General features: G+C 61.3%; 16 protein-coding genes and 1 pseudogene. 7 read left to right on the forward strand and 10 right to left on the reverse strand.

The window, feature by feature from the left end; genetic code table 11:
* Nucleotides 1–9: 9 nt before the first annotated feature.
* The 4 genes from DIE06_RS30705 to DIE06_RS30720 all read right to left on the reverse strand — a co-directional run bounded on the left by DIE06_RS30705 (nt 10) and on the right by DIE06_RS30720 (nt 5,371).
* The gene (locus DIE06_RS30705; RefSeq protein WP_124664655.1) at nt 10–1,908 is read right to left on the reverse strand and encodes a glycosyltransferase; all 1,899 of its coding nucleotides are present in this window, start codon (nt 1,906–1,908) and stop codon (nt 10–12) included.
* Between the two features lie 270 nt (nt 1,909–2,178).
* A complete protein-coding gene (locus DIE06_RS30710; protein WP_124664638.1) occupies nt 2,179–3,576 on the reverse strand; it encodes an ABC transporter ATP-binding protein in 1,398 nt (465 codons plus the stop codon).
* Entirely contained in the window at nt 3,566–4,390 is an 825-nt protein-coding gene (locus tag DIE06_RS30715) for an ABC transporter permease (protein ID WP_124664639.1), read from the reverse strand. The genes DIE06_RS30710 and DIE06_RS30715 overlap by 11 nt, the downstream gene beginning before the upstream one ends.
* 165 nt (nt 4,391–4,555) lie before the next feature.
* Entirely contained in the window at nt 4,556–5,371 is an 816-nt protein-coding gene (locus DIE06_RS30720) for a sulfotransferase (protein WP_124664640.1), read from the reverse strand.
* A gap of 271 nt (nt 5,372–5,642) precedes the next feature.
* On the opposite strand from DIE06_RS30720, the gene DIE06_RS30725 reads away from it, so the two are divergent.
* On the forward strand, nt 5,643–7,031 hold the full coding sequence (locus tag DIE06_RS30725; protein ID WP_124664656.1) for an ABC transporter ATP-binding protein: 1,389 nt from the start codon (nt 5,643–5,645) through the stop codon (nt 7,029–7,031).
* A gap of 13 nt (nt 7,032–7,044) precedes the next feature.
* Nucleotides 7,045–12,291, forward strand: coding sequence for a glycoside hydrolase family 99-like domain-containing protein (locus DIE06_RS30730; RefSeq protein WP_260433821.1), 5,247 nt, complete (start codon nt 7,045–7,047; stop codon nt 12,289–12,291).
* A 360-nt stretch (nt 12,292–12,651) separates the two neighbouring features.
* On the opposite strand, the gene DIE06_RS30740 is transcribed toward DIE06_RS30730, so the two are convergent.
* Nucleotides 12,652–13,764: an acyltransferase gene (locus DIE06_RS30740; protein ID WP_124664642.1), complete on the reverse strand. Its 1,113-nt coding sequence runs from the start codon at nt 13,762–13,764 to the stop codon at nt 12,652–12,654.
* A gap of 303 nt (nt 13,765–14,067) precedes the next feature.
* Here DIE06_RS30740 and DIE06_RS30745 point away from each other — a divergent pair.
* The 5 genes and pseudogenes from DIE06_RS30745 to DIE06_RS30765 all read left to right on the forward strand — a co-directional run.
* Nucleotides 14,068–14,297 (forward strand): annotated as a pseudogene (locus DIE06_RS30745) (IS3 family transposase); the annotation flags it as partial.
* Between the two features lie 327 nt (nt 14,298–14,624).
* Nucleotides 14,625–15,470 (forward strand): glycosyltransferase, encoded by an 846-nt coding sequence (locus DIE06_RS30750; protein WP_124664643.1) that lies wholly within the window; start codon nt 14,625–14,627, stop codon nt 15,468–15,470.
* Nucleotides 15,467–16,432, forward strand: a complete 966-nt coding sequence (locus DIE06_RS30755) for an SDR family oxidoreductase (protein WP_124664644.1) — start codon at nt 15,467–15,469, stop codon at nt 16,430–16,432. Before DIE06_RS30750 ends, DIE06_RS30755 begins: the two co-directional genes overlap by 4 nt.
* Before the next feature lie 5 nt (nt 16,433–16,437).
* Nucleotides 16,438–17,454, forward strand: a complete 1,017-nt coding sequence (locus DIE06_RS30760) for a glycosyltransferase family 4 protein (RefSeq protein ID WP_124664645.1) — start codon at nt 16,438–16,440, stop codon at nt 17,452–17,454.
* Between the two features lie 12 nt (nt 17,455–17,466).
* On the forward strand, nt 17,467–19,350 hold the full coding sequence (locus DIE06_RS30765; RefSeq protein ID WP_124664646.1) for a nucleoside-diphosphate sugar epimerase/dehydratase: 1,884 nt from the start codon (nt 17,467–17,469) through the stop codon (nt 19,348–19,350).
* An 84-nt stretch (nt 19,351–19,434) separates the two neighbouring features.
* On the opposite strand, the gene DIE06_RS30770 is transcribed toward DIE06_RS30765, so the two are convergent.
* From DIE06_RS30770 to DIE06_RS30790, 5 genes are read right to left on the reverse strand one after another with little or no spacing between them, the layout of a single operon-like run.
* A complete protein-coding gene (locus DIE06_RS30770) occupies nt 19,435–20,541 on the reverse strand; it encodes a glycosyltransferase (protein WP_124664647.1) in 1,107 nt (368 codons plus the stop codon).
* Between the two features lie 27 nt (nt 20,542–20,568).
* Nucleotides 20,569–21,591: a UDP-glucose 4-epimerase GalE gene (gene galE / locus DIE06_RS30775; RefSeq protein WP_124664648.1), complete on the reverse strand. Its 1,023-nt coding sequence runs from the start codon at nt 21,589–21,591 to the stop codon at nt 20,569–20,571.
* Nucleotides 21,592–21,605: 14 nt separating this feature from the next.
* Complete coding sequence (locus tag DIE06_RS30780) at nt 21,606–22,742, reverse strand: glycosyltransferase family 4 protein (protein ID WP_124664649.1); 1,137 nt, start codon at nt 22,740–22,742, stop codon at nt 21,606–21,608.
* Between the two features lie 42 nt (nt 22,743–22,784).
* Nucleotides 22,785–23,609, reverse strand: a complete 825-nt coding sequence (locus DIE06_RS30785; RefSeq protein WP_124664650.1) for a glycosyltransferase — start codon at nt 23,607–23,609, stop codon at nt 22,785–22,787.
* Nucleotides 23,606–24,862, reverse strand: a complete 1,257-nt coding sequence (locus DIE06_RS30790; RefSeq protein WP_124664651.1) for an oligosaccharide flippase family protein — start codon at nt 24,860–24,862, stop codon at nt 23,606–23,608. The genes DIE06_RS30785 and DIE06_RS30790 overlap by 4 nt, the downstream gene beginning before the upstream one ends.
* Nucleotides 24,863–25,199: the final 337 nt, after the last annotated feature.

Here is a 25,199-nt window from a genome sequence, read left to right on the forward strand (position 1 = left end):
CGTACTGCCTCATTCGAGCATGTCGAGACGTGGCGGCTCGGCAAGCGCGAATGGCGCGACCTGGCCGCTCAGCGTCAGGTTGGGATTGTAGGCAGGATCGAACTCAAAATGACCGGCCCAGCGATTTTCCATCCAGCGCACCTCGCCGACGAACCGCTGATACTTGTCCGGATCCATGTCGGAGCCGCGCGTTGCCGATTCGTGGTGGTATAACTCCGCATACGGCGTCCAGACATTCCGATAGCCGGCCTCTCGGACACGGAGGCAAAAGTCCACATCATTGAAGGCGACTGCGAGTTCCTCATCCAGTCCGCCGACCTTCAAGTAGATGGCTTTGCTGATGACGAGGCATGCTGCGGTGACGGCGGACAGATTTTGCATGGCCACGGCACGGCAGAAGTAGCCGTACTGTCCTCTTGGCAGCAAGGTATGCATATGGCCTGCCACGCCGCCCAATCCGATCACCACACCGCCGTGCTGCAGCTTGTTGTTCGGATACCAGAGTGCGGCTCCGACTGCGCCATTTCCGGGTTGTGACGCAATGCCGACGAGTTCGTCCAGCCAGTCCGGCGAAATGACTTCGATATCGTTGTTCAGCAGGCAGACATAGTCGCCCGTCGCGATCTCGACGGCCCGATTGTTCAGCGCGGAAAAATTGAATGGCGAATCATCCCGCAGGATTCGAACTCGGGAATCGGTTCTCAGCGAATCGAAATATGCGAGTGTTTCCGGTTTCACGCTGCCGTTGTCGACAACGATGATCTCGTAGTTCGGATAGATCGTCCTGGCGAAGATGCTATCAATGCACTGCTTGAGAATCGACAGGCCGTCGCGCGTCGGAATGATGATGGAAGTCTTCGGCGCAGGTCGAGGGAGCGCATATCTGACGCGAAGCGTCGAATGCTCATTGCATGGGTGCTCGACGATTGCACGCGTCTGCGTACGGGCGAGATGCTCTTCAAGCGCACGGATCGCGGCTAGCAATGCGTACGGTTTTTCGCTTCCGCTACTCGCGGTGCTGCCGGGAAGGATGCGCCAGTGGTATAGGACATGAGGAATATGAACCACTGCATCGTGCCCGGCAATTTCAATGCAACGAAGCGCGAGATCGTAATCCTGACTCCCTTCGAGTCCTTTCCTGAATCCCCCTGCGTCGCGCACGAGGGCCGTTTCGTACACGCCCAGATGTGAAAACACATTCTGGGAGAGAAACAGCTGCGGATTCCAGTCACTCTTGAAATACGGCGAGGTTCGCTCGCCGTCGGCCGAAAGCTTGTCCTCGTCGCTGTAGAACATCCGTGCGTCCGGATGCCTGTTTAGGTACTTGACTACCATGAACAAGGCGTGCGGCGGAATGACGTCGTCGTGATCGAGCAATGCGACATATTCACCGGTCGCGATGTTCAGCGCGCTGTTGCTTGCCTCGGAAATGTGCCCGTTCACAGACCGATACACGACCTTGATTCGGCTGTCACTTGCACGAGCCGCTTCGAGTACCGCTCTAACCGATTCGGATGGTGATGCGTCGTCGGCGATGCACAGTTCCCAATGCGGATAAACCTGCGCACGGACTGATTCGATCATTTCGCGCAGAAAGCGCTCGTCACTGTTGTACGTGGGTACGACAATCGAGATCAGCGGACGGCGCTCGAAATGTTCGATTTCGGCGAGTGACTGGATTCTTCTTTGCTGGGTGAACGTGTCATAGCGTTCGATCCATGAACGATAGACTTCGGTCGGGAGGGGGCTATCTGCAAAGCCGGCACCGTTGTTCAGCCGACTCAGGCGTGCGCGTAGCCCGCGAAGGCCATCGCGTCGCAATGCTCCCAGGTTGTAGCGAAAGGCACTGACGTAGCCCCCGCGTATCTGCGCCTGACGAGAGAGTGTCTGAAACGTCAGTCGGATCATGCGCGCGATGCGGTTCAGGCCCCGTAGCGGCGCTGTCACGCGCCACGACGTCGAATTACGCAGTGCTGCGATCTCGATCCGCAACCTGATGACTTCTGCTTGCGCAGCAGCGCCGGCGTCCGCCTCTACGCGTGCTTGCTTCAATTGCTCTCCCAGCAGATGCGTACGCAAGAGGGCTTCTGTAAGCTGATGTTCGAGCGGCTTGTCGCGAGATGCGTCGCTGCCGGGCGCAGTCGACGGTCGTGAGTTATGCATCATGGCGATGTGATGTTAATCCTGAGACGGGACGGCTGATTCGACCGACAGCGAGATGTTCCGCATGGGTATTCCGACCAGTCCAGTCGATGACGACGCGGCCTCCGACTTGAATACATAGGCGTCGTGTACACGGAGCAGCAACTGCTCTCCCGGCAACGCGGCGTCCGCGACAATGACGTCGATAGCATAGTCGCCGGGCGCGAGAACCGGCATCAGGAAAGTGAACTCGGCAGCTATCTGTTCGTTTTCTGCAAGGCTGAGCGGATGCTCCGTGGAGACCCAGTACGTGTGATCTCCAAACAGCATGCGACCCAGCTTGTCCTTGACGGTGAACCCGACCACCGCTTCGGATATCGGATGGGCGACCGATGCCTTGATGCGCAGTGTTGCGAGCTCTCCGCCGGCCATCCAGAGCAACCGGTTGCCATCGTCTCTTGTCAGTTCTACCGATTGGAGCAATGCGCCGCCGCCGAGTGCGGTACCGGTTTGCGAAGGATCGAAAGTGAAATTTCGGGCGGCTGCGGTTTCGCGAGACGAGTATCGGGCCCGCTGATCCAGTCTTTCTCCGTCATTGCTATCGAGGGCGGCCACTGGAGGCGCTGAGATACTGCTCTTGCCTTGCTGCGATTCGTAATAGGCTTGAAGGTAGCGATTGCTGACATCTTTTGGGTCGCCTTCGTCGACGATTACGCCGCGATCGATCCAGACGGCACGCGTACACAGGGTCCGGATTGCCGATGTGTCATGGCTCACGAACAGGATCGTGCCGGTCTGCATGAACTGCCGAAGAAAGCGCATGCATTTTTGCGTAAAGAACGCGTCTCCGACGGCCAATGCTTCGTCGATCACGAGAATATCGGCGTCGACGTGTGCGATCACCGCGAAGGCGAGGCGCACGAACATACCACTGGAATAGGTCTTGATCGGCTGATCAATAAACTCGCCGATATCGGCGAACGCTTCGATCGCGGCAAAGCGTTCGTCGATCTGCTCTTTCGAGAGACCGTGTAGCTGTCCGTTCATGTAGACGTTTTCTCGCCCGGTATATTCGGGTTCGAAGCCGGAGCCGAGCTCAAGCAAGGCCGCGATTCGGCCTGTCGTGCGAATAGAACCTTCGGTCGGGGATAGCGTTCCACAGATAATCTGCAGTAACGTGCTTTTCCCGGATCCATTTCTACCGATGATCCCGACTGTTTCGCCGCGGTTCACGGTCAGATCAATGTGGCGCAATGCCCAGAAGGTTCGACCCGCGGCCTCTGCATGCCGGCGCAATCGGGTTTTGAGCTTCGTGCCGGGGGCAAGGCGTGCGGCGAAGTTGAAAACCAACTGGACAAGACGGTCGGACGGCCGATCATACGCTTTGAAGCCCTTGCCGAGCGACGCTACCTCGATGACGCGCTCAGATGACATCCGCGAATCCTTTTCGTGTTTTCTGGAACCATGCGAAACCAATCCACGACACGATCAGGCTGATCGCCAGATAACCGCTCCAGATCGTCCAATCGATCGGCTTGCCCCAAATCAGGACGTTTCGGCTTTGTTCGATGGGGAAGGTCAGCGGATTCCAGTACACCAGGTTCCGGATGTTTTCGGGCAACGATGAAAGAGGAAAAAAGATCGGTGACAGGAACATCAGTGCGGTCACCAGAATGCCTATCGTTTGGCCAATGTCGCGCAGGTAGACACCGGTGGCCGACAGTAGCCACGAGATGCCCAGAATTAGCAAACAAAGGGGGGCCAGAACGACCGGCAGCAGCAGCGCCGTGATCGGGATGCTGCCCTGGATTAGGAATTCGGCGACTAAGAGAATCGTGATGCTGACGAATGCGTGAAAGAGTGCCGAAAGCAAGCTGATGCACGGCAGGATTTCAAGCGGAAAGACGATCTTCTTGACGAAATTGGTGTTGACTAGTACGAGCGACGGCGCGCGGTTCACGCATTCCGAGAATATGTTGAACGTCAGCATGCCGGCGAAAAGCACAACCGCGAATTCGCTGTGCGAGCCTGGCGTCGATTGCCCGCCCCAACGGGACTTGAACACCCCGCTGAACACGAACGTATACACGCTCAACATGAGGAGCGGGGTAAGCATCGACCAGAGGATGCCGAGTGCCGACCCTTTGTAACGCCCGACAGCATCTCGCCGGGCGAGATCGAACATGAGGCGGCGGTTCTTCACCAGCGATGTCAATAGGTACGTCGGCGAGGCACTGAAGCTTTGCATGGGTCTACGAACGGAAGCGGTGTGAGGCAGGAGTGGTTTCGAGTCTGCCCGAGCGGCCATGTGCGGCGGAGGCCCGAATGCGGTACCCGAGACGGAATCGGGGGATTATCTCATAGCCTGTTTTGCTGTCCGCTGCATTCGGCACGCTTGGGCGTACCGAATGCATCACTGGTAACCAAATGTGTGCAGGGCCTCGAGCGCACTGTATTCGCAATGCGCGATGACGTCTGGCGAGAGCTGGCTTCTCCACGCACTGATCCGCTCGGGAAGGAACGGTTGCGCGAGGTTTAGGTGGCTCGGATTCGTGCGCAGCTCGGGGCCGCGTCGGCTTGCATCCAGCATCGACTCCTGGAACGGAACGTCGAGGAATCGCGTAAGTTGCTCGATGGTGGCTGCCGGTTGCAACACGAAATCTTCATATCGGATGAGCGCGTAATTCGGGCGATCCTTGAGCACGTGATACAGATGCAAATTTGTGTAACTCCAGATGCGCGGAAAATACTCATCGATGCCGGCAGGTGCCCAATCGACGTTCAGCAGCGATGCAACCGACCCGCGGACGTCGCGAATGATGTGAACGAACTTGATCGGGGCGTCGAGCAGGCCAGACTGTTCGAGCTTGCGGATCGACAGCAAGTCGTCCGGAGACTTGTCACCGCATTCCCGCTTGCCGAGCCGGTTCGCGAGTTCGCGATACAGTGCCTGAAGCGCGCCGGCTAGCGTGGGTTCGGCCGACTTGATCACGTTGCGGATGTCGTCTTCGGTGAAATGTTGTCCGAAAACCACGGGAAAGTCATCGGATGCAACCAGCGAATGCGCGATGACGTCAGCAGCCCTCTCCCAGTTCGAGATGCTTCCCGCGATGTGGGCGCTGGTGCTGATCAACGTCGTTTGCATCGGGATGAACAAGTCGGGGTGGAGGTTGAGTGTCTCTTTAAGCAGCGTCGTGCCGGAACGGGGCGAGCCGAAGATAATGAACATGTCGGAAGGAGGGTTGTTGCTGTTGCGGGGCGGGGCAAGTGCTGCCGCGGCGCCAAAACATCAATTATTGCAGATCGAAGGGGGATGAGGCTGTTACGTCTGGTTACCAATGAAACCGATGGCGCTCGATGTTGCGGCTGGCGACGGGATATCCGGCGTCGATACCCGTCAGCTGCGGGGGCGGTTTGCTAAAATGGCGCGTTGCGCCCGGCTCGGCGAGCTGGGTAATTTGCAGTGGTGCGCGGATCGCGCCTTCGACGAAAGGGCTTCAATGTCACAGCAGATTGTCATTCGCGCATCAGGAGTGGCAAAAGGATTTCATTCATACGATTTGCCGGCGAATCGCCTCAAGCAGGCGGCGTTCAGCATGGCGAGCCGTATGCTACCGAGCCGCAAGGGGCGCGGTTACGCGCGGGCGAAATCGGATGCTTATGCCGATGTCTTCTGGGCGTTGAATGACGTCAGCTTCGAGGTCGCCAAGGGCGAAACGATCGGAATCATCGGCAGGAATGGTTCCGGAAAGAGTACGTTGTTGCAGATTGTCTGCCAGACGCTTTCGCCGACCCGGGGATCGATCGATACAGTTGGTAGGGTGGCCGCCTTGCTTGAGCTCGGCTCAGGGTTCGATCTCGAATATACGGGCCGCGAGAACATTTATCTGAACGCGCAGCTTCACGGGCTCTCACGTCGCCAGATCGATGAGAGGCTCGACAGGATCATCGAGTTCGCTGATATCGGTGAATTTATCGACCAGCCGGTGAAGACGTATTCGAGCGGCATGTTTGTGCGGCTCGCATTTGCGGTCATCGCGCACGTGGATGCCGACATCCTCGTCGTGGACGAAGCGCTGGCGGTCGGTGACGCCTTCTTCAATCAGAAGTGTATGCGGTTCATGGACCAGTTTCGGAAAACTGGCACGATTCTATTTGTCAGTCACGATACGTCGACCGTCAAGAAGCTGTGCTCGCGCGTCATTTGGATCGACAAGGGCAAGGTCAAGCGCGAAGGGGATCCCGGGGCAGTGTGCGAGGCATACTTGGACGCCTATTTCGACGCTGCGTCTCCAACTGATGCGACGCCTGCGCAGCAGCACACGTCAGGCCCGCGTGGCAGTGAGGCGCAAACCGATACGCGACTGTCGACAATCAACTTTACGCCCTTTCGTAACGACATCGAAGTGCTTCGGTTCAATCCCCATGCCGCCTCGTTCGGCAGTGGTGCGGCGCGCATTGTCAATGTCGAGTTCATCGATGATGCAAATGTGCCGCTCGCGTGGGCGGTGGGTGGGGAGTGCGTCACGCTGCAGGTGACCGCCGCTATTCACGATGACGTGCGCGCACCCATCGTCGGCTTTTTTTTCAACGATCACCTTGGCCAACCGTTGTTCGGGGAAAACACTTACCTGACTTACAAAGGCGAGAACTCATCATGTCGCGCCGGCGATACGCTGGTGGCTCGCTTCTCGTTTACGATGCCGCTTTTGCCGGTCGGCGAGTATGCGCTCAACGTGGCGATCGCTGACGGAACCCAGCAAAACCATGTGCAACTGCACTGGATTCATGACGCATTGCCGATTCGCGTGCATTCGTCGAGTATTGAACATCACCTCCTTGCAGTGCCAATGCTGCGCGTGGGCGTTTCCGCATCGTCAGTCGCGTAGCACCAAGATTACTATGGCCAACGAATATTTGAAGATTTCCGAGCATGCATCGTCATCGCCAAGCCGCGAGTCCGAAATGACGTCAGATCAGAACGACGATCTTGTCTGGGATGGTGAACGCTATATTCCCGGCATGTCGGCTCAGATCGAAGTGGAGCACATGCATCGGTATCTCGTTGCGCGCAAGCTCGCGTCGGGGCTGCGTGTGCTCGACATCGCGTGTGGCGAAGGGTATGGGTCATTTGCGCTGTCTCGAACCGCGGCGTCCGTCGTAGGTGTCGACATCAGTGGCGACGCGATTCATCACGCGCAATCCGCGTATGGTCGCGCGGCGGATAACCTGGCGTTCGTCGTCGGGTCAGCCGCTGACATTCCGCTGGCCGATGCAAGCGTCGACATGGTTGTGAGCTTCGAAACGATCGAACATCACGATCAGCACGAGGCGATGATGCGCGAGATTAAGCGGGTACTGCGCCCCGACGGTTTCGTCATCATTTCGAGTCCGAACAAGTACGAGTACTCCGATGTACCGGGATACTCAAACCCGTGGCATGTCAAGGAACTCTATCTGGACGAGTTCGAGTCTCTCTTGCGTTCACAGTTCTCACAAGTTGCGCTTTACGGCCAGCGGGTGATGACGGGATCAGTCCTCGCTGCGCTCGAGTTGCGCGAAGCGCCAATGCGTACGTTGCAGCGGGACGATATGACGGGCGACGAAGAGCATACCGGTATTGCTCGGCCGCTCTACTTCGTTGCGCTGGCATCGGACGTCAAGCTTCCAAGTCTCGACGTGACGATGTACGAGGTTGCCAACGTGGCCGGCGAGGCGATTTCGAAGACCCAGAGTGGCCGAGTCGAATGTAAGGTGTACTGGCAGACGGATACGGACGAGTCGTGGTCCGAGCGCCATGCCATGGGGTGTTATGTGCTTGGAGACGGGAACGAGCGCGTCGCGCATCTTGAATTGCGCGAGCCGGCAGCGGCGCTCAATGTGCGGAAGCTGCGTATCGACGTGACCGATCGCCCTGGCGTTGTCGATCTGATCGATGTCCAGCTTGTCGATCCCGACGGGCATGTTCTTTGGACATGGCGCAGCGATTTTGCCGGGAAACCGGAGGTGTCGGGCGCGTTCGTCCTTGACGAAGGTTGGCCGATAAAGCTCGTCGTCCCGGGTGACGATCCATGGTTTGAGTTGCCGGCGCCGGATCATGTATTGCAAAAACTGACGAATGGTTGCGCGTTATCGCTCCGCCTTTCGGTGCGTGCGGAGGCCGGTGCGATCGCGGATCTTGCGATCCGATCGGACGAACAGTTGAAGAAACTGAAAACGCATATTAGGGGAGCGATACAGGAAAGTGGTGTTGGGGAAACCACCGGCGACACAGTGACGTCCGGGAATGCCGTCGGCGAGGTCGATATCGACGACGCGCTGAGGGGGCTTGCGCGCATGACGGATCGCCTCGAGACGGAACGGGTTATCCGCGAACGTCTCGAGGCGGAACTCGAAGAGAAAGAAAAATGCGCTGCGATCCTGTCCGAGAATGTGCTCCACCTCGAGCGCGAACTTGCGCCCATGACGGATCGCCTCGAGACGGAACGAGTGATTCGCGAACGTCTCGAGACGGAACTCGAAGAGAAAGAAAAATGCGCAGCGGTTCTGTCCGAGAATGTGCTCGGCCTCGAGCGCGAACGCGAGCGAATTTCAAACGAGCACCATCGCGCCGTTGACGAGTTGCGGCGGCGCGGCGAGCTTCTCCGCACCGCGGCCGCCGATGCCGATGCGCGTGTAAGACAACGCGATGAATACATCAATGCGCTGTTTGCCAGCACGTCGTGGCGCATCACGAAGCCGCTTCGCTTTGCAAAGCGCCTGTCGGTCGGGGGCGCCGAGCGTGCTGCGGCGATCCGCTCGGCGGGCAAGGTGCTCTATCGGCGACTCCCGGTTCCTCATTTCTTCAAGCGAAAGGTAAAGGGGCTCTTTTTCAGGGGGTTTCCGGGCGTGTTTGCGCATACGCGCGCGTATCAGGACTGGGCGGCGCTGCGTAGCCGGTTGCGTGGTGAGGTCGTAGCCGTGCCAGTCCAGGAGCATGCTGCGGCAGCGTCGGCGTCATCGTTCGTTGAGCCTGAACCGAAGGCTGATGAAGTGAATCTCGCGGCGCAGCTTCTGCCGGTCATGGCGGTAAGCCCGTCGCAGGACTATCAGTCATTTCCGCCGACGGCGCCGCGAAAGGTGCCAGTGAAGGCTATCGCCTTCTACTTGCCGCAATTCCATCCGTTCCCGGAGAACGACGAATGGTGGGGGCGCGGCTTCACCGAGTGGACGAACGTAACGCGCGCCGTGCCCCAGTTCGCTGGGCATTATCAGCCGCACTTGCCCGGCGAGCTCGGCTTCTACGATCTCCGGATCCCCGACGTGCAACGCCGTCAGGTCGAACTCGCGAAAGCGGCAGGGTTGGGCGGGTTCTGCTTCTACTTCTACTGGTTTGGCGGCAAGCGCTTGATGGAAGCTCCGATACGCCAGTATCTTGAACATCGTGAATTCGACCTGCCGTTTTGCCTGTGCTGGGCAAACGAGAACTGGACGCGTCGCTGGGACGGCCTGGATCAAGAATTGCTGATTTCGCAGCATCACTCGCCCGAGGACGATCTCGCGTTTATCGAACATGTCGCTCAGTACATGCGCGACGCCCGTTACATTCGCATCGACGGCCGCCCACTGCTGCTGGTGTATCGCCCGAATCTGCTTCCCGATGCGCTCGCCACCGTTGCGCGCTGGCGCGAGTGGGCTAGAGCAAATGGTCTCGGCGAGCTGTATCTCGCTTATACGCAGTCGTTCGAAAGGGTGGATCCACGTGAATACGGATTCGATGCGGCCATCGAATTCCCGCCGAACAACAGTCAACCGCCGTCGAAGGCAGATAGCGTTACGTTGATCAACGGGGGTTACGCCGGCCATATCCTGGACTGGACACATTATCTGGAGCGCAGCCGATCGTATCAGGATACCGAGTACCGCTTGTTCCGCGGTGTGACGCCATCGTGGGACAACGAGGCTCGCAAGCCCGGGCGCGGAACCGTATTTGTCGGCTCGACACCGAAGTTGTACGAGGAGTGGCTATGCAACGCAGCTACTGATACCGTGCGGCGGATCGGGAACCCGGATGAGCGTCTTGTCTTCATCAATGCGTGGAACGAGTGGGCAGAGGGGGCACACCTCGAACCGGATCGTCGGTACGGCTATGCCTGGCTGCAAGCCACTAACAATGCACTTTCGCGCGCAAGTACGGCTGGCAGTGCGCGTCGTGTCCTGGTCGTTTCTCACGATGCCTACGCGCACGGCGCACAGTTTCTCGCGCTCAATCTGGTCAAGACGCTGGCTGTGGAGTTCGGCGTCGACGTGGAGACCGTGTTGCTTGGCGAGGGGCCGCTGAAGTCGGAGTTCGAGCGTTGGGGAACCGTTCACGACCTGGCCGGTGTCGATCCCGAGGGCGAAGCGGCGCAGGCGCTGATCGACAAGTTGGTACAGCGAGGTTTTAGCGCTGCGATCTGCAATACGACCGTATCGGGGCTGTTTGCAGGGGCTTTGTCGCGCGCCGGCGTGAATTGCATCGCGCTCGTCCACGAACTTCAGGGCATGTTGGCCAAGTACGGGCTCGAACGTCACGCGGCGGAGATATCGCGGCACGCGCGAGCAGTCGTTTTTCCTGCCGAAATGGTGCAGCGCTCGTTCATGGAGTTTTCCGCCCTCGACGAGCAGCAGATTCGTGTGCGTCCGCAAGGGCTGTACAAACGCAATCAGATGCGAGGCGATGTCGCGCGCGCGCGTTCCGCGTTGCGCGAACGTCTCCATCTTCCGGGCGACGCGAAGATCGTGCTAGGCGTGGGTTATGCCGACTTCCGTAAAGGGATCGACCTGTATGCGCAGGCGGCAGCGAATCTCGCCGATCGAGACGATACCTATTTCGTGTGGGTAGGCCATTGGGAGAGCGAAGCAAAGGCCGCGGCTGATGAGATCGTTTTGGAACACAGTCTGCAACACAAGGTTGTGTTCATAGGACTTGATGCCGATACCGATCTTTATTATGCCGGCGCGGATGTGCTCGCGTTGACGTCGCGTGAGGATCCGTTTCCGTCCGTTGTGCTCGAGGCGTTGGAAGTGGGGGTGCCTGTCGTTGCGTTCGACGGAGCGAGTGGCAGTTGCGAACTGCTGAAGCGAGGCGGCGGTGTGGTTGTCCCATTCGAAGATGCTGGCGCTTTCGCTGCAGCGCTGCGCAATCTGATCGAGTCTCCGAAGCTTACGCAGGACCTCGGTTCGAAGGGGGCACGAATCGTGGCGGACGAATTTTCGTTCCGCCACTACGTGTATGACCTCCTCGACATGCTGAACTGCGGATTCAAGCGCGTCTCTGTCGTTGTTCCCAACTATAACTACGAACGCTATATTGGCGAGAGATTGGATTCGGTCCTCAAACAGACGTATCCAATCTATGAACTGATCGTGCTTGACGACAATTCGTCGGATGGGAGCGTGCCCGTGATTCGCGAGCACTTGGCGAATCAGAGCGTTGACAATCGCCTGTTCGTGAATAGTGTGAACTCGGGGTCGGTGTTTGCCCAATGGAAACGAGGCGTCGAATTCGCGAGAGGCGATTTCGTGTGGATTGCCGAAGCGGATGATTTGTCACAGCCGGAGTTTCTCGCGACCGTCGTGAGTGGGTTCGACGATGAACAAACAGTGCTGAGTTACTGCGAATCGAAGCAGATGGCTGAAACGGGCGAGATCATCTGCGAACACTATCGCGACTACGTGGCGGACATCTCCGCCGCGAAATGGACCAAGGCGTATATCGACGACGGCGAGCGGGAAATATCCGAAGCGCTTGCTGTCAAGAACACCATCCCCAACGTCAGTGCGGTCGTGTTCCGGCGAGGGATCCTCAAGGATGTGCTTGAGCGCCACTTCGAGGACATTCGACAGTTTCGTGTCGCGGGCGACTGGATGGTGTATCTGCGAGTGATGGATCGCGGCAGGGTCGCGTTCGTCCCTGAGTCGCACAACCTTCATCGCCGGCACGCCGCCAGCGTAACCATCGGTGGTGATGCGCAGGCGCTGCTCAAGGAGATTCGAACGGTTCAGCTATGGGTGCGCCGACATCATATGGTCGATGCTTCCATCGTCGAAATCGCGGATCGATATGCGCTGGAGCTTTGTTCCCAGTTCGATGTGGATGCGTGCGTGATTGATGAGATGAAGGAGTAGCGCGGCTCTAAAGAGGGGGCGGGTGATCTGCAATAGAAATCCTGGATGAGCTGGGCATACCTGTGGCGGACCTGATCCGGCACCGGCATGCCCAGCTCAGCCTGCTTGAGCGCCGCCACGATCTGCTCCACCGAGTACTGTTTGCGTTTCGTCGCCAACCTCCCGTTCACATTGGGAAACTCGCTCCGAAACACTAACACTCATTTCTGTCCAGGATTTCCATAACAGATCGGCGTGCGTGCCCGCCCTTCTTCCCGGCGCCGGAATTCCAGCGATATCGCAATGGGGCGTCGGACATAACGGCGCCTGGAATTTGCCACTGGACGCGGCGAGTAGCCATGCTGACGGCAGTGATCGGATTTATGTCGCCAGATTGCTTGTGCGCCAGCGCTGGATCGCTCTGATGGCTGCCTTGCCGAGGTTGTTGCCTGGCGTTTCGACGAAGCGGTAGGTGAGCGACGACACCAAGGTAACCGCCGCCAGCGCTGTCGCGATCGACAAAAAGTATGCGACCGTCACATAAGCAAAGTGCGAATAAATGGCGGTGAACAGCTTCGACATGAGGAAGATGGTCGTAGCGTGGCTCAAGTAGACGGAGTAGCTGATCTTGCCGTAAAAGCGCGTAACACGATTGACCAGGATTACCGGGGCCTTGATTGCGAGGCCGATCAACAGCGTACCGTAGATGACAGCCTGAAGCGTTAGTCCGTCGAACATGTCGATCTGGACCAGCCCGTATGCCAATCCGAGCAGAGAGGCGATAGCGGCGGTCGTCAGCAACTCGCCTCCACCGAAGCGCCGGACGCGTTCGACGTCAAGGAGCCTATACGCGCGATAGGCGACGATGCCCAATGCGAATGTCGGCAAATGATGCAGGAGGCTAAAATTGTAATACGTTGCTGCGGTGGCTTGGTCCGCGACAAGGTGGGGTACCGTGGCATGCCACAGCGCACGCATTAGCAGCGTACAGAAGTAAAAGGCCAGCGCGCGTCCGATATTACCGGCGCGCTGAAAGATTGCAGGGAAGAAAATGTAAAACAGCATTTCGACGCCGAGCGTCCAGCTTGCCCATACAAAACCTTGTTCGTGGCCTGGCGATAGATTAAATACGAAAAACACGCTCCGGGCAATTTCCGAAAAGGGATGGGTTGCATCGAAAATAATCTTGTCTCGGATGCAATACAATATGATCCAGACATAAAACAGGGGTGCGATGCGAAAAAAGCGCCGCAAATAGTAATTGACCAGCGGCGTCGCTTCATCCTGTCGGCGCGCATCCATCGACAGGCAGAGTGTGAATGCGCTGACCACGAAGAATAGGGTTACCCCCGATCCGCCGAGTCCGGTGAAGGGGGCAATCCAGAGCGGCGCCGTCGCCTGCGGTGTCGTGATCGGGGTGAAGTGATAAAGCAGGACGTACAGCGCAGCAAGACCGCGTAACGCGTCGATAAAGCCAAGCTTTGAAGGAGGCATTTTTCGGTTCGGGAGAGGAAGCGATTGGCATCATAGCACTGCCGTTCCAAGGCCTCCAGCGCCGGTGGCTTACGATGCACTGATTTCGAGACAGACATTCGGGATGCTGGAGTGCCGCGCTCGAGAAGCGTGGAGTTGGCCGTGGTCACCTCGAACGCACCATACCGAATCCGACCCTTCGACGGATCGACGCAGTTATTGCCTACGATTGCGCTTGAGTAAAAAATGAAATGATATTTGTCGGTATATAAATCTTTAAAATCATAAAAATAATAGCATTCTCGATTATGTATTAACGGGTAGATTCTTTGTTGTGTTTTACAGCTGGGTACACCGGTCGCGAAGATATGTCGCAAGTGGCGAACGAAATGTAGTGGGCTGTCGCCTTCGGAACTGCTGACGCAGCCTGAAGACGGGAACACGATGCGCAAGCGGCTCGTGGCTGACTTATTGTTGGACAAGGCCATGAGGCAGAACGTGCTGTTAAAAAAGCTCTGAAGCCTTCTCGGCGCCGTGAGCTGGTCACGGACTTGACAGTTGCATCCGCGAGCCGGGCTTTACTCACGGCTTGCCGCCGCGGACCCAACCCGCGGCTCGATCACGATGTTCGAACGAATGAGGGTATCATCCAGGTCGACAACGAGTGGTCTGTCTTGCATCGAATCTGCCCTGCGGGCGGCGGTGGTGAGCGATGGCTATCCGGTTGCTGATTCTCGCAGTAAATGCGACTTTGGCAGCAATGGACGACAAGCATCAGGGCATACTTGCCCGATCTTGCAAAACTGAGCAAACTCAAAAATTTTCGTGACAGGCAACCAACATTTGATAGTGCTGCTCAGCATTCGCGGGACCATATGCACATGAATGACGCGATCGTGTCACCCAAGCCGCTCGATAGCTTGTCGATATCCATAGTTGTGTATCGTCCGGATCATGTGGCACTGATGCAGACGCTCGGTAGCGTCGGCGCGGCGTGCGGGCGATTGCGAGCGATCTGGCCCGGCATATCGATCGAATTGTTCATGGTCGACAATGGCGGCCTAGAAACCATGCACGCGGTGAAAACCAAGCTGGAATCTCTGGGCGTGCCGTACCGGGTGCTGACGGGGCACGGTAACGTTGGCTATGGTCGCGGACATAACCTTGCAATCGCGCAGGCCACAAGTCGTCACCATTTGATATTGAATCCGGATATCGATCTCGATACCGCAGCACTAGCTGCTGCTTGCGATTTCTGCGAGGCGAATCCGGAGGTCGGCTTGCTGACGCCGTGGATAGGTGATGACGCGGGCGGGCAACAGTATCTGTGTCGGCGCTATCCGTCGGCGATCGACTTGTTCGCGCGCGGCTTTCTGCCCGTACGCTTGCGCCGTTTTTTTGCGCTGCGTCTCGCCCGCTACGAAATGCGCGACGTCATCAACGACCACGACATCGTCTGGGACCCCCCCATCGTCAGCGGCTGCTTCATGCTGTTCCGCACCGAAGTGCTGAAGAAGCTGGGAGGCTTCGACCCGCGCTACTTCCTGTACTTTGAAGACTACGATCTCAGCCTGCGTACGCACGACGTCGCCCGCGTCGCCTACGTCCCGTCGGTCCGCGTGATCCATCACGGCGGCGGCGCGTCCCGCAAGGGCTTCGCGCACATCCGCATGTTCGCCGCGTCGGCCTTCAAGTTCTACAACCGTTTCGGCTGGAGGCTGTGGTGAGCCATCTCGTCGTCACTGGCGCGAACGGCTTCGTCGGCCGCGCGGTCTGCCGCCGCGCGCTGGACGCCGGGCATACCGTCACCGCCCTGGTAAGGCGTCCGGGCGGATGCATTACCGGCGTGCGCGAATGGGTGCACGACGCTGCCGATTTCGAAGGCCTGGATGCAGGCTGGCCAGCCGATCTGGCTGCGGACTGCGTGATCCATCTCGCCGCCCGCGTGCACGTGATGCGCGACGAGTCGCCCGATCCCGACGCAGCATTCGACGCGACCAACGTCGCCGGCACGCTGCGCCTCGCCGCAGCCGCGCGCCATCACGGCGTGCGCCGCATCGTCTACGCGAGCAGCATCAAGGCGGTTGGCGAGAGCGATGGCGGGGTGCCGTTGTCGGAAGCCGCGCGCCCCGATCCGCAGGATGCGTACGGCCGCTCGAAGCTGCGCGCGGAGCAGCAGCTTGCACAGTTCGGTGCGTCGAACGGGCTCGACGTCGTGGTCGTTCGGCCGCCGCTGGTCTACGGTCCGACCGTCCGCGCCAACTTCCTGCGAATGATGGACGCGGTTGCGCGCGGGATGCCGCTGCCGCTCGGTGCCATCCCGGCACGCCGCAGCATCGTCTACGTCGGCAACCTTGCCGACGCACTGCTGCGATGCGCGATCGATCCGCGCGCGGCCGGCGAATGCTTCCACGTCGCCGACGACGACGCACCGTCGGTCACGGGCCTGTTGCGCCTGGTCGGCGACGCGCTTGGCAAGCCGGCGCGCCTGATTGCCGTCCCCTCCGCCGTGCTGCGGGTGCTCGGCGCACTGACCGGCCGCCGCGCGGCGATCGACCGCCTGACCGGCAGCCTCCAGCTCGATACGGGCCGGATCACGCGCGTGCTCGATTGGCATCCGCCCTATACGACACGCGAAGGCCTCGAAGCGACCGCCGCGTGGTATCGTTCGCGCAATACACAACAATAGCCAACATGCCTTTCCCGTTATCCACGTGGCCCGGTGCGGCCGCGGTGGCGCTGGCCGCTGCCATCGCGTCGACGGCCATCCTGCGCGTGCTGCTCGCGACCGGCCTCGCGTGGCGCCTCGCCACCGACATTCCGAACGACCGTTCGCTCCATACGCTGCCGACGCCGCGCGTCGGCGGATGGGGCATCGTGCCGGTATGCATCGTCGCGCTGCTCGCGCTCGCGCCGCACTTGTGGCTGATCGCTATCGGCGCCGCCGGGCTCGCCGCGATGTCCCAGATCGACGACCGGCGCGGGCTGCCGGCACGCGTGCGGTTCTCGGCACATCTCGCGGCGGTCGTCGCGCTGATCGTCGTGTTTCCGGCAGACGCGCCGTGGTGGCTGCTGGCGGGCGTCGGTTTCGTGATGGTCTGGCTGACGAACCTGTACAACTTCATGGACGGCGCCGACGGCCTCGCGGGCGGTATGGCGCTGTTCGGCTTTGGCGCGTACGCGATCGCGGCGCTGACTGGCGCGACGCCGTCGCCTGATCTGGCCGTGGCCGGCTCGGCTGTCGCCGGCGCCGCGTTCGGCTTCCTGCTGCTCAATTTCCATCCGGCGCGGCTGTTTCTCGGCGATGCGGGTTCGATTCCGCTTGGATTCCTGGCCGGTGCGCTCGGTTATTGGGGCTGGCGAGTCGGCGTCTGGCCGATCTGGTTCCCGGCGCTGGTGTTCGCGCCCTTTATTGCGGATGCATCTGTAACACTTTTGAGACGACTGTTACGTGGCGAAAAGTTCTGGCAGGCGCACCGGGAGCATTATTATCAAAGGATGGTCCGAGCGGGCGTAGGTCACCGCCGGACCGCTCTTTATTGGTACCTCATCATGCTCGCGGGCATAATCGTCGCCGTGTGGGCAAAGGGCCGCCCGGAACTGCAGCAGTGGCTGTCGTTCTTCGTGTGGTACGGCGTCCTGGCATGTATCGGACTGGCCATCGACATGCGCTGGCGCCGGTTTCAGTCGGCCGCCGAAAATAACTCTTGAGGTTTCCCGCCGATGTTGCGCTCCAAAGCATCGTGGTTGTCACTGAGTGCTTTCCTGTTTGACCTGACGGCGGTCGCCGCCTCGTGGTTGTTGGCTTATCTCGTTCGTTTCAACGGTAGCGTCCCGCCGGAATTCCTCGGCGGTGCGCTGAAGGCGCTTGTCTGGGCGCTGCCCGTCTACGGGCTGATGTTTCGCGCATTTGGTCTTTATCGTGGCCTGTGGGTATTCGCGAGTCTTCCCGACCTGATGCGGATCTCGAAGGCGGTTGTCGGCGGCGGCGTGATCGTGATGATCGGCGCCGTGATGTTCCAGCCGTCGCCGATCATTCCCCGCTCGGTGCTGCTCGTGTCGCCGCTGATGCTGTTCCTCGCGATGGGCGGCGCCCGCGCGCTGTATCGCGCGACGAAGGAGTTCTACCTGTACGGCGGCCTCGTCGGCCAGGGCAAGCCGGTGCTGGTGCTCGGCGCCGGCACGGCCGGCGCGAGCCTCGCGCGCGAACTGTCGCGCTCTGGGGAGTGGCGACTGGTCGGTCTGCTCGACGATGACGTCACGAAACAGGGGCGCGAGGTTTACGGCTACAAAGTGCTCGGCTCGTTCAACGACCTGAAGCACTGGACCGACGCGATGAAGGTCGAATACGCGATCATCGCGATTCCATCGGCGTCCGTCGAGACACAGCGCCGCGTCGCGACGCTGTGCGTGCGCGCCGGCATCAAGGCGATGGTGCTGCCATCGCTGACCGCACTGATGCCGGGGCAAGGGTTCCTGTCGCAGGTGCGGAACATCGACCTCGAGGACTTGCTCGGCCGCGATGCCGTGACGATCGACACGCCGCACGTCGAAGCGCTGCTGCGCGGTCGCGTCGTGATGGTGACGGGGGCGGGCGGCTCGATCGGTTCCGAGCTGTGCCGGCAGATTCTCCGCTTCAAGCCGGCGCAACTGGTCGCGTTCGATCTCTCCGAATATGCGATGTACCGCCTCGCCGAGGAATTGCGCGAGCGTTTTCCCGACCAGCCCATCCTGCCGATCATCGGCGACGCGAAGGATTCGCTGTTGCTCGATCAGGTGATGTCGCGCCATGCGCCGCATATCGTCTTCCACGCGGCCGCGTACAAGCACGTGCCGCTGATGGAGGAGCACAACGCGTGGCAGGCGCTGCGCAACAACGTGCTGGGCACGTACCGCGTCGCGCGCTCGGCGATCCGCCACAACGTGCGCCATTTCGTGCTGATCTCGACCGACAAGGCGGTCAATCCGACCAACGTGATGGGGGCGAGCAAGCGACTCGCCGAGATGGCGTGTCAGGCGCTGCAGCAGACGAGCGACGGCACGCAGTTCGAGACCGTGCGCTTCGGCAATGTGCTCGGCAGCGCAGGCAGCGTGATTCCGAAATTTCAGCAGCAGATCGCGAAGGGCGGGCCGGTGACGGTCACGCATCCCGAGATCACGCGCTTCTTCATGACAATTCCAGAGGCGTCGCAGCTCGTGCTGCAGGCATCGAGCATGGGGCGCGGCGGCGAAATCTTCATTCTCGACATGGGCGAACCGGTCAAGATCGTCGATCTCGCGCGCGACCTGATTCGTCTCTACGGTTTCTCGGAAGGGCAGATCCGGATCGAATTCACGGGACTGCGGCCTGGCGAAAAGCTTTACGAGGAACTGCTCGCGGACGACGAGACGACCACGCGTACGCCGCATCCGAAGCTGCGGATCGCACGCGCGCGCGAAGTGCCGGACCATCTGCTTGATGAACTGCTGCCATGGCTGATGCAGCACCGTGTGCTGACCGACGACGAGGTGCGGCGCGACCTGCGGCGCTGGGTGCCGGAATATCAGACGACCGTTGCCCCGGTGCTGCAGAGTGTACCGATGGCGCGAGCCGTATCCAATGAGTGAGCGCCTGCGGGCGCCGCCGGCGTTAGCCTGAGCATGAAAAAAGCGCCCCGCGGGGCGCTTTTTTCGTTCGGGTGACCATCGGGCTCAATGCCCGCGCTTTTCCTTCCTCACCACCATCCACCGCGGCGCCTTGAACCGCACGATGCTGATGTAGAGCCACACATAGGTCAGCGCGAACAGCACGACGAACGCGAACAGGTGCACCGTATGCCGCCAGAACAGCGTCGCCGGAATCACCGCGACGAGGCACAGCAGCCACAGATACGGCGACGTCAGCGAATTCCGTCGCGTCAAATCATGCGCATGCTTCGTCCCGACGGCCCAGCGCATCAGCCGCTTGTACACGAGCATGTGCAGGTGCACGCCGTCCGGAATCCCCGGCGACATCCCGCGGATGAACTTCTTCCGATAAATCGAGAAGCACGTCTCGAAGATCGGATACATGAACAGCAGCACCGGATACCACGCCGACACTTCGCGATTGCGCATCACCAGCATGATCGCGAGCTCGGCGAGCATGAAGCCGATGAAATACGCGCCGCCGTCGCCGAGGAAGATCAGCCCGGCGGGGAAATTCCACAGGAAGAAGCCGAGCACGGCGCCCATCATGATGATCGACGCGGACATCACGACCGGGTCGCCCACGTGGAATGCGACATACGCGAGCGACGCGAACATCATGAAGCTGACCATCGACGCGAGCCCGTTGAAGCCGTCGATGATGTTGATCGCGTTGGCCAGCGCCGCGACCGCGAGCACCGTGATGAATGCCGAAATGGCAACGTAGTGGAGCAGGAAGTCGAGCGGCGGCACGCTGATGCGCGTGACCGCGATGTTCAGCAGCCAGAACGCCAGCGCGGCCGCGCCCATGGTGCACAGCAACCGTGCGCGCGGCGACACGCGCTTGGTCAGGTCCTCGACGAGGCCTGACAGGAACGCCGGCATCCCGCAGGCGACGATCCCGAGAATGCTGCCGGCGATCGTCGGATAGCGCCGGGACAGGATCAGCGCGGCAATGACGACCCCGGCGAGGATCCCGATGCCCCCGACGCGCGGCACCGGCCGCACGTGGAATTTCTGCACGCCGGCCAGATCGCTGTCGATCGAGAATTTCTCGTGCAGATGCGCATAGCGCACGATGAACAGCGTGACGAGCAGGGAGACGATGAAGCCGGACGCGAAGCTGAGCATGGGATCGCTCGAAAAATGGACAGCGGATTATACAAAACCGCGGGGGTTCCCCTCCTGCCATTTCCAATGGTCGGCACACATCTCCTCGATCCCGAGCGTCGCGCGCCAGCCGATGAGGTCGGCCGCGGCCTGCGGATTCGCGTAGCACTCGGCGATGTCGCCGGGGCGGCGCGCGACGAGTTCGTACGGCACCGGGCGGCCCGACGCCTTCTCGAACGCGCGCACGACTTCCAGCACGCTGTAGCCCTGGCCCGTGCCGAGGTTCACGACGAAGCTCGCATCGCGCTTCGCGAGCGCGTCGAGCGCGGCGATGTGCCCCTTCGCGAGATCGACGACGTGGATGTAGTCGCGCACGCCGGTGCCGTCCGGCGTCGGGTAGTCGGAGCCGAACACGCGCAGCTTCTCGAGCTTGCCGACCGCGACCTGCGCGACGTACGGCATCAGGTTGTTCGGGATGCCGGCCGGATCCTCGCCGATGAGCCCGCTCGCATGCGCGCCGACCGGGTTGAAGTAGCGCAGCGTCGCGATGCGCCACGACGGGTCCGATACCTCGAGATCGCGCAGGACCTGCTCGGCGATCAGCTTCGACTGGCCGTACGGGTTGGTCGCGGACAGCGGGAACGATTCGTCGATCGGCGAGCGCTCCGGCACGCCGTACACGGTCGCCGACGAGCTGAACACGAACTGCCGGACGTTGCGCTCGCGCATGATCTTGAGCACCGAGAGCAGCCCGCCGAGATTGTTCTGGTAGTACTCGAGCGGCTTCGCGACCGATTCGCCGACCGCCTTGAGCGCCGCGAAATGGATCGTGCCCGTGATCGGATGCGCGTCGAACACCTTCGCGAGCGCGGCTTCGTCGCACACGTCGACCTGGTGGAACGCGGGCGTCTTGCCCGTGATCCGCTCGATGCGCCGGACGGACTCGGCCTTGCTGTTGACGAGGTTGTCGACGATCACGACATCGTAGCCGTTGTCGAGCAGCTCGACGGCCGTGTGCGAGCCGATGTAGCCCGCACCGCCGGTAACGAGGATGGTGCCTTTAGCGGTCATGCTGATGCGCTCCTTCAGAGTGTGATGCCGGTCAATGTGTGAATGGTCTGCCGGTAGCGTTCGACGACCTGCTGCTCGTCGAATTCCGCGGTGACCTTGCGGCGGCCGCGCGCGCCCATCGCGTCGCGTCCGGCGGTCCCGAGCTCGATCATGCGGATCAACTGCTCCGCGAGGCTCGCGCTGTCGCGCACGCGGCACAGGAAGCCGGTTTCGCCGTCGGCAACGACGTCGCGGCAACCCGGCACGTCGGTCGCGACGATCGGGCGGCCCATCGCGGACGCTTCCATCAGCGTGCGCGGCACGCCCTCGCGGTACGACGGCAGCACGACGCAGTCGGCCGCCGCGATATGCGGGCGCACGTCGTGCGCCTCGCCGAGATATTCGACGACGCCGTCGCCGACCCACGCATCGACGTCCGCGCGGCCGATCGCGCTCGGATTGTCGACGCCGAGCGGCCCGAGCAGCTGGAAGCGCGCGTCCGGGTAGCGGTCGCGCACGACGCGCGCGGCCTCGACGTATTCGCGCACGCCCTTGTCCCACAGCAGCCGGCCGATCAGGATGAACACGGGGCCACGGCCGGCGGGCAGCGGCACCGGCGCGAACTGGTCGAGATCGACGCCTTCGCCGTGCAGCAGCCGTGCGCGGTCCGGGTGCGCGAGCAATTGCTCGTCGGTGAAGGTCGCGAGATCGTCGCGGTTCAGGAACCAGACTTCACGCGGAAAGCGGAACGCGAACCGGTACAGGCGCTTCGCGACGCTCGCCGCACGGCTTTTCTGGATGAACACGTAGCCGAGGCCGGTGGTGACCGCGATCGACGGCACGCGCGCGAGCCACGCGGCGAGCGACCCGTAGATGTTCGGCTTGATCGTGTAATGGAACACGAGATCGGGCTTCAGCGCGCGGTAATGGCGCACCAGCGCGGCGAGCGTGCCGAGATCCTCGCGCGGGCTCGTGCCTTTCGACGCGACGGCGAGCGCGACGTAGCGGCAGCCCATCTGCTCGAGCAGCGGCACCGTGCGGTCGTGCGGCGCGATCACGATGACCTCGGCGCCGCGCGCGACGAGCGCACGGATCAGCCCGTGGCGGTACGTGTAGATCGCCCAGGCCGTGTTGCAGACGAGCGCGATGCGCAGCGAGCGGGTAGCGGACATGAAAAAAAGAAAAAATAAAGCGTCGAAATTGCCGGGGACGGGCTACGCGGACGGCCGCGCCGCGAACAGCGTCTGCTTGATCCGCTGCAGCGTACGGTACGGCGTCACGAAATGCAGCAGGTTCTTGGCGAGGCCGGCCCAGTCGTACGGGTTCAGCACGTTGAAGTGCCGCAGCAGCAGCGATAGCGTCGATATCAGCTGGCGGCGGCGCTTGGTCGCGCTGATCCCGCCCTCGTTGAGCTCGTAGTAGAGGCCGAGCTCGGGCAGGTTCGCGCAATCGTAGCGTTGCATTAACCGTAAAAAAAGATCGAGATCCTCGGCCGCACGATACTTCGCACGATAGTTGCCGACTTCGCGCACGGCGTCGATGCGCAGCATGACCGACGGATGCACGAGCGGCGAACGCAGGAAGCGCGTGCGGCGCAGCGTGCGCGGGTCGGCGGGCGGCGTCAGCATGAAGCGCGGCTCGCCGGCGCGCGACACGACCTGGGTCCACATGCCGACGCAGGCCACGCGCGGGTGCGCATCGAGATACGCGCGCTGCTTCGCGAGGCGCTGCGGCGCGGCGAGGTCGCCGGCGTCGATGCGGGCCGCATAGCGGAAGCCGCGCGCCGCGAGCGCGTCGATACCGGCCTCGAGCGCGCGCTCGATGCCGCCGTTCTTCGGCATGCGCAACACCTCGACCGCAAGGCCTGGCAGGTCGGGCACCGCGATCGGCGGCGTGCTGCCGTCGTCGACGATCAGCACGTGCACCGGCGCGTCCTCGCGAAACGACGCGAGGGTGCGGACGACGTCGTCGTGTCCGTTGTAGGCTGGCATCAGCACGGCCACGTCGTCGAGCGGGGGCGGGCAATCGGGAGACGTCATGGGCGCAGCCTGAAACGAATGTAATAAAAATTAACGGCGACGGCGGCGACATAGCCGGCCGCGAGCCCGACGAGCGCGCCGTACAGGCCGAGCCGGGGGATGGCGACTACGTTGACGAGCGCGGCGATCGCGAGCGCGAGCACCCATTTCGCCAGCAACACGAATTTTGCTTGATATTTGAGAACGATAAGATTGCCTATCGCCTCGATGCCGGCGGGCACGGACAGCCAGACGGCCCAGCGGAAGATGTCGACCGACGCCTCGTAGCCGTGGCCGAACACCTTCCCGACGATGAGCGGCGCGGCCGCGTCCAGCACCAGCGCGCCGGCCGTCATCAGGCCGGCTGTCATCGCGATCAGCCGGACGATGTTGCGGCGCAGCCGCGCGACGTCCTGCACGCGGTACACGAACGCCGGCGCGATGGTCTGCGCGAGCATCAGCGCGAGCGTGATCCAGTTCTCGTTGAGCTGCTGGGCCGCCGAGTAGCGGCCGAGGTCGGCGAACGACACGTGACGCTCGAGCATCAGGCGGTCGAGCTTCAGGAACAGGTACATGCAGATCAGGCCCAGCCAGAACACGGTGCCGGCGGTGGCAAAGTGCCTGAACAGCGGCTTGTCGAACGTCCAGCCGAGCGCACCGCCGTTACGATGGCGGTAGTAGAGCAGCAGCGCGAAGCCGATCACGGCGGCCTCCAGCGCCCACAGCCACGCGAAGCGGGCGGGGCCGGCGGCCGCGCGGACCAGCAGCCAGACGAGCAACGCCTTCGCCAGCGCGGTGACCATGCTGGTCACGAGCTGCGGCTTGCTGTAGGTCAGGCTCTGCAGCCAGGCGTTGATCACGCCGACGAACGGTTCGCGGAACACCATCGTGACCGCGAGGCCCGCGAGCATCGCGCCGACGAGCGGGTCGAACGCGCCGGCGCCGATCGCGATCCAGGTCGCGACGAGCGCGGCGGCGGACACGCCGATGCGCAGCGCGAATGCGCTGCCGAGCACCGCGCCGAGTTGCGCGGGCGGGCGCTGGACGATGGTCGGAACCAGGATTTCGGCGCCGCACACCCAGGTGAGCGGCGCCAGTACGAGGAGAAGCGTATTCGCATACTGCCATTTGCCGAACACGTCCGGCCCGAAATAACGGGCCAGAAGACCGCTGATCGCGATCGCGACGCCGATCTGGGTGAGCCGTTCGAGCCCCAGCCAGACGAGATTCGCGACGGCCTTCGCGACGTCCGGGTTGCCGAATCGCTTCAGCATGCGGGGCAACCGCGCGCGCGTGAGGCGGCCGGCAGGGCGCCCGGAGGCGGCAGGGTAGCGGCGGCGGAACGGCTAGGCATTAAAATGGACAGGATACGCGTCATCAAAACCCGCGATTATAAGTTGGATCGGGGCCGCTCCAGCCGTCCCGTTCCTTGTTCCGCAAGGCCGGCCTGTATGATGCCGGGCATGCGCGAAAGGCGGCCAGATTATTTTCCATGCATGCAACCGAGAGAGAATCGATGATCTCCCAATCCATTTTCAAGGCATATGACATTCGCGGTGTGGTCGGCAAGACGCTCGACGCCGACACGGCGCGCGCGATCGGCCGGGCATT

It is taken from the genome of Burkholderia sp. Bp8998 (genome assembly GCF_003854235.1).
GTDB lineage: Bacteria > Pseudomonadota > Gammaproteobacteria > Burkholderiales > Burkholderiaceae > Burkholderia.